Genomic DNA, 5,001 nt, shown 5'->3' with positions numbered 1-5,001 from the left:
ACGAGCCGCCGACCTCCGCCCCACCGGCGAGCGGCACCGCAACCCCACCGGTCGCCACGGGCACCAGCACTCGGCCCACGTCCTCCGCGACCCGCCCCACGGCCACGTCCACGAGCCCGCGGCCGACGTCGACCTCGACCCCGCCCACGTCCTCCTCCACGCGCCCGACGTCCACCTCCACCTCGACCCGCCCGGCGTCGACCTCGACGTCCACCCGCCCGACGTCGACCTCGACGTCCACCCGCCCCACGACGACCTCGAGCAGCACGCCGCCGCCGACCTCCACATCGACCTCGACCCCGCCGCCGGCCAGCGGCGCCGCGGCCGCCATCGCCTATGCGCAGGCCCAACTCGGCAAGCCGTATCTGTGGGGCGGGTCGGGACCGGACGCCTTCGACTGCTCCGGGCTGACGATGATGGCCTGGCGCCAGGCCGGGGTCTACCTCTCCCACTACACCGGCGCGCAGTATGCCGAGACCGCCCGGGTCCCGATCGACCAGTTGCAGCCCGGTGATCTGGTCTTCTTCGGCTCCAGCGGCGAGAGCAGTCACCACATGGGGCTGTATGTCGGTGGCGGCCAGATGATCGAAGCTCCGTACACCGGGGCGGTCATCCGGTACGCCTCCATTTATCGCAGCGACCTGGTCCCCTACGGCGGCCGCCCGGGCTGACGCGCACCACGGGCGCACCGATCCGGGTCACGCCTTCAGGCGCGTCATCCCCTCCTGAGCGAGGCTCGCCACGAGCCGCCCACCCTCGGTCCAGACCGTCCCGCGCCCCAGGGCGCGACCGCTCTGTGCGGACGGGCTCTCGAGGTCGAAGAGCAACCAGTCGCTCAGCGAGGCGTCCCGGTGGAACCACATCGCGTGATCGAGGCTGGCGACCCGCAGTCGGGGGTCGAAGAAGGTGACGCCGTGGTTGCGCAGCGACGGCGTGAGCATCTGGAAGTCGGAGGCGTACGCGAGGATGGCGGAGGTCAGGAGCTGATCGTCCGGGAGGGCCGCGGCCGCCCGCATCCAGAGCTGATAGCGGTTCGACCGGGTCGCCGGTTCGCGCGGATCGACCGAGCCCACGGGGTATTGCCGGATGGCTCGCTTGCGCAGCCGCGCGAGGTGTTGCTCCGCGCGTTCGTCGTCGATGCCCTGCCGGTCCATCAGGTCGCCCAAGGCGACGCTCATCTCGGTCAGCCCGCGCGGATCGGGTGCCGATGGCATCGGATCCTGGTGTTCCATGCCCTCGGCCCGCTCCTGGAAGGAGGCGGACATCGCCAGGATCGGCCGGCCGTGCTGGATCGCATGCACGCGCCGGGTGCTGAAGGATTTGCCGTCCATCATCCGCTCGACCGCGAAGCGGATCGGCTGGGTATCGTCGCCGGGCCGCATGAAATAGGCGTGCAGCGAGTGGATGGGCCGAGGCGTGGCATCCGGGGTCAGGTCCAGGGTCAAGCCTGCCGCCATGACGCCCTGCGCGAGCACCTGCCCGCCGAATACCCGCCCGTGCGGCTGCTTCTCGCTGGCGCCGATGAAGACCTGGGCCTCGCTGTCGCCCATCTCGGTGTCCGTTTCCGGGGCGTCGCTGACGGCGATATGAGCGGTGCCGACCTCCCTCAGGGTCAACAGCCTGACGAGGCCCTCGACGGCGCGTTCGGCATCGGTGGTCACGAGCACGGCAGCTTAGTCAGTCGGAGCGGCCCGGTTCACGCCATCTCGTGGAGGAGCCGGTTCAGATAGCGCTGCTCCGGGATCGAGCGGGTCGTGCGGGCCGCCTGCTCCAAGGCGACGCGCGCCTGCGCGGTGCGACCCAACTCCGCGAGCAAGTGCCCGCGCGTGGCGGCGACCCGGTGGTTGCGGGAGGCGGCGAGCGGGTCGAGCAGGGCCAGCCCGGCCGCAGGTCCCTCGGTGCGCGCCACCGCCACCGCCCGTCCGATCGTCACCGCCTCGCCGGGGGCGATGAGGTCGAGCATCCGATAGAGCTCGGCGATCTGCGGCCAGTCCGTGGCCGCCCACGAGGCGGCTTCGTCGTGGACCGCCGCAATGGCCGCCTGCAATTGGAACTCACCGACCGGACCGACCGGGAGCACCGCCTCCAGGATCGCCACGCCCTCCGCGATCAGGTCGCGACGCCAGCGCGAACGGTCTTGTGCCTCGAGAGGAACCAGATCGCCATGGGCGTCGGTGCGCGCGGGCCCGCGAGCGTGCGTGAGCAGCAGCAGGGCGAGCAGTCCGGCATTCTCGGGGTCGGCGGGCACGGCGCGCCACAAGGAGCGGGCGAGCCGGATCGCCTCGCCGCTGAACCCCGCGTCGCTCAACTTCGCACCGGAGGAGCGCACATGCCCCTCGGTATGCAGCAGCGCCAGGGCGTGCCGCACGGCACCGACGCGTGCGGACAGGTCGGCGGCCGGCGCGGGGAACCGGCTCCCCGCCCCGGCCAGCGTCTTCTTGGCGCGGGTGATCCGGGCGGCCATGGTCGCCTCGGGGACCAGGAAGCCGGCGGCGATCTGCGCCGTCGTCAGCCCGGAGACCGCTCGCAGGATGAGCGCGACCTGCGAGGCCTTGGTCAGCGCGGGGTGGGCGCAGAGCAATAGCACCTCGAGGCTGTCGTCGACACCGACGGGAGCGGCGCCGTCGAGGGCGTCCGCGGCATACCGCTCCTCGCGCCGCCGGCGCGCCGACTCGCTGCGCACCTGATCGATCAGCCGCCGCTGCGCCACGGTGATCAACCAGGCGCGCGGATCGTGCGGCATACCCTCCCGCGGCCACTGGGCGGCGGCGGCGAGCAACGCCTCCTGGACCGCGTCCTCGCAATCGCCGAAGTCGCCGTAGCGGCGGGTCAACGCGGCGAGCACGTGTGGCGCCTCGGTGCGCCACACCTGCTCGACCGTCATCGCGCGCCCTCAGTCGGCGTCGCCGCCAGGCCACATGGCCGGCCGCAACTCGATGGTCTCGCCCGGCGCGCCGAAGTTGCGGGTGATCTCCTCGGCGCGCTCCGGCGACTCGACGTCGATGAGGAAGAACCCGGCCAGGTGCTCCTTGCCCTCGGCATACGGCCCGTCGGTCGCCAGGCGCTCGCCGTCGTGCCAGCGGAACAGGCGGGCGCTCGCGGGATCGGCCAGGGCCTCACCGCCGATCAGCTCGCCGCGGGCGCTCATCTCCTCAAGCACCGACTCGAAGTCGGCGTTCAGTTGCTCACGCGTCTCGGCCGGCAGGTCCCGCTGCTCCGCGACGAAGTCGCCGGTCGGGTGGCCCCAAGGCTGGGGGTTGGAGTGGATCAAGATGACGTACTTCACTGCTCGTTCTCTCCTTCGACTCGCGCCGGCGCGGTGCCGGTCGGGCGTAGGTCGAAGCCAGATCCGGCACATCGACACGTGCGGTCATGTCGATCCGGCGTTGTCGGCTCCGACCTTCGGGTGTCCAGCACCACCGACGACAACGTTCGGAGCACATCATGACCGAGACCACCCCCACGACCACCGACACCGGCGAACTGCTGGCGTGGATCGGCCGGCAACACCATCGCCTGCTCGCGAGCACGGCCGGCCTGACCGAGGAGCAGCTGCGCGCGCCGGTCGTGTCCTCGGGCTGGTCCGTCCTCGGCCTGCTCGGCCACACCCGCGACACCACCGTCTTGTGGCTGCACCACATCGTCGCCGGCCGCCCCGTCGACGGCTTCGACGAGGAGGAGGAGGTCTTCGACAACGACCCGCAGCGCCCCGCCGGCGAGGTGGTGCAGGATCTCCGGGAGGCCTGCGCGGCCGCGGTCGAGCAGGCCCGCGAGATCCCGGCGGACGCGGCACCCGGGTGGTGGCCCGAGGGCGCTTGGGGCGGCTATCGGCAAGAGACCGTGCGCGGCTGCCTGCTGCACCTGCTCACGGAACTGGCCGCGCACGCGGGGCACATGGACATCGCCCGGGAACTGACCGACGGCGGCGTGTGGGACTTCGCCGTCGACGGGGTCCGGGTCCCGTGACCGCGAGGTCAGCCCGGCGGTGCTGAGGCCCAGCCGACCGTCAGGCTGCACAGCCGGAGGCGACCGCCGCGGCATCCGCGACGGTCGCCTCTCGGACCGTGACCGGCATCAGCGGTCGTCGGACAGCGGGTGCTCCTTGGTCGCCAGTTCCTGCTCGGCCCGGCGGGAGGCTTCTTGCATCTCCTCTGCGGTGTGGCCGTGGCGGGACTGGGCGAAGTCGGCGATGGCCTGGTTGCCCTGCGCCGGGGTGCGCCAGCGGGCCGTGGACATGCCGGCGTCGTGGGCGCGCTGGATGGCCTGGCGCACGCATTCCTCGGCTTCGGCCCGGCCGGTCCAGTGGGCGCCCTCGACCGACTTGCCCGGTTCGAGGTCTTTGTAGGTCTCGAAGAAGTGCTGGATCTCCAGCCGGTCGAACTCGTTGATGTGCTCCAGCTCGGTGATGCCGCTCTTGCGAGGGTCACCGGCGGGGATGCACAGGATCTTGTCGTCGCCGCCGGCCTCGTCGCGCATATGGAACATCCCGATCGGCCGCGCCAGGACGAGGCAGCCGGGCCACGTCGGCTCGTCGAGGAGCACGAGCGCGTCCAGCGGGTCGCCGTCCTCGCCGAGGCTGTCCTCGACATAGCCGTAGTCGGCCGGGTAGGCCATGGAAGTGAACAGCAGCCGGTCGAGCCGGATTCGTCCTGTCTCGTGATCCACCTCGTACTTGTTGCGCGCGCCCTTGGGGATCTCAATCGTGACGTCGAACTCCACCCTGTCTCTCCTCATCGCTCCAATGACCTACTCTGCTCGCTAAGTCTTGCGCATCCGGCGCGGTGTGGTGTCGAGGGGGTATGCCGTGCGTCGCTCGGCGACCGTCCTCGCCGTCGCCGTGCTGGCGCTGGGCGGCTACGGCGCCGCCGACGTCTATGACGTCGTGCCCGGCATCCTCACTCGTGACCGGCCTACGCCGCTGCCGGCCCCGACCACGCCCGGTCCCACGCCCACTCCGGACGCGCTGCCCACTGCCGCGGCCGCCATACCGGTGCTTGCGGC

7 protein-coding genes and 1 pseudogene are annotated in these 5,001 nt (G+C 71.7%); 3 read left to right on the top strand and 5 right to left on the bottom strand.

Annotation, left to right across the window (positions count from 1 at the left end):
- Positions 1-331 (bottom strand): hypothetical protein (locus tag BN11_RS25280; RefSeq protein WP_235435496.1); only part of this gene is annotated, 331 nt, incomplete at its 3' end.
- Here BN11_RS25280 and BN11_RS25275 point away from each other — a divergent pair.
- Complete coding sequence (locus BN11_RS25275) at positions 330-671, top strand: C40 family peptidase (protein WP_157044181.1); 342 nt, start codon at positions 330-332, stop codon at positions 669-671. The two genes, BN11_RS25280 and BN11_RS25275, sit on opposite strands and share 2 nt — an antisense overlap.
- A gap of 27 nt (positions 672-698) precedes the next feature.
- On the opposite strand, the gene BN11_RS14710 is transcribed toward BN11_RS25275, so the two are convergent.
- The 3 genes from BN11_RS14710 to BN11_RS14700 are packed head-to-tail and all read right to left on the bottom strand — an operon-like array spanning position 699 to position 3,286.
- On the bottom strand, positions 699-1,661 hold the full coding sequence (locus BN11_RS14710; RefSeq protein ID WP_235435494.1) for an acyl-CoA thioesterase: 963 nt from the start codon (positions 1,659-1,661) through the stop codon (positions 699-701).
- A gap of 35 nt (positions 1,662-1,696) precedes the next feature.
- Positions 1,697-2,884, bottom strand: a complete 1,188-nt coding sequence (locus BN11_RS14705; protein WP_048698879.1) for an RNA polymerase sigma factor — start codon at positions 2,882-2,884, stop codon at positions 1,697-1,699.
- Positions 2,885-2,893: 9 nt separating this feature from the next.
- Positions 2,894-3,286 carry a YciI family protein gene (locus BN11_RS14700; RefSeq protein WP_048698876.1) on the bottom strand — a complete coding sequence of 131 codons (393 nt, stop codon included), beginning with the start codon at positions 3,284-3,286 and terminating at the stop codon, positions 2,894-2,896.
- A 158-nt stretch (positions 3,287-3,444) separates the two neighbouring features.
- On the opposite strand from BN11_RS14700, the gene BN11_RS14695 reads away from it, so the two are divergent.
- The gene (locus tag BN11_RS14695; RefSeq protein ID WP_048698875.1) at positions 3,445-3,966 is read left to right on the top strand and encodes a DinB family protein; all 522 of its coding nucleotides are present in this window, start codon (positions 3,445-3,447) and stop codon (positions 3,964-3,966) included.
- A gap of 108 nt (positions 3,967-4,074) precedes the next feature.
- Here BN11_RS14695 and BN11_RS14690 read toward each other — a convergent pair whose 3' ends face one another.
- Complete coding sequence (locus tag BN11_RS14690; protein WP_048698873.1) at positions 4,075-4,719, bottom strand: inorganic diphosphatase; 645 nt, start codon at positions 4,717-4,719, stop codon at positions 4,075-4,077.
- A gap of 85 nt (positions 4,720-4,804) precedes the next feature.
- Between BN11_RS14690 and BN11_RS23940 the strand changes: the two are divergent.
- Positions 4,805-5,001, top strand: a pseudogene (locus BN11_RS23940) (D-alanyl-D-alanine carboxypeptidase/D-alanyl-D-alanine endopeptidase); the annotation flags it as partial.

Origin of the sequence: Nostocoides australiense Ben110 (assembly GCF_001050535.1) — a bacterium.
In the GTDB taxonomy this organism is placed as follows: Bacteria; Actinomycetota; Actinomycetes; order Actinomycetales; family Dermatophilaceae; genus Nostocoides_A; species Nostocoides_A australiense.
Note: the sequence above shows the minus strand (reverse complement) of the source record. Positions and strands in the feature narration are given on the sequence as shown.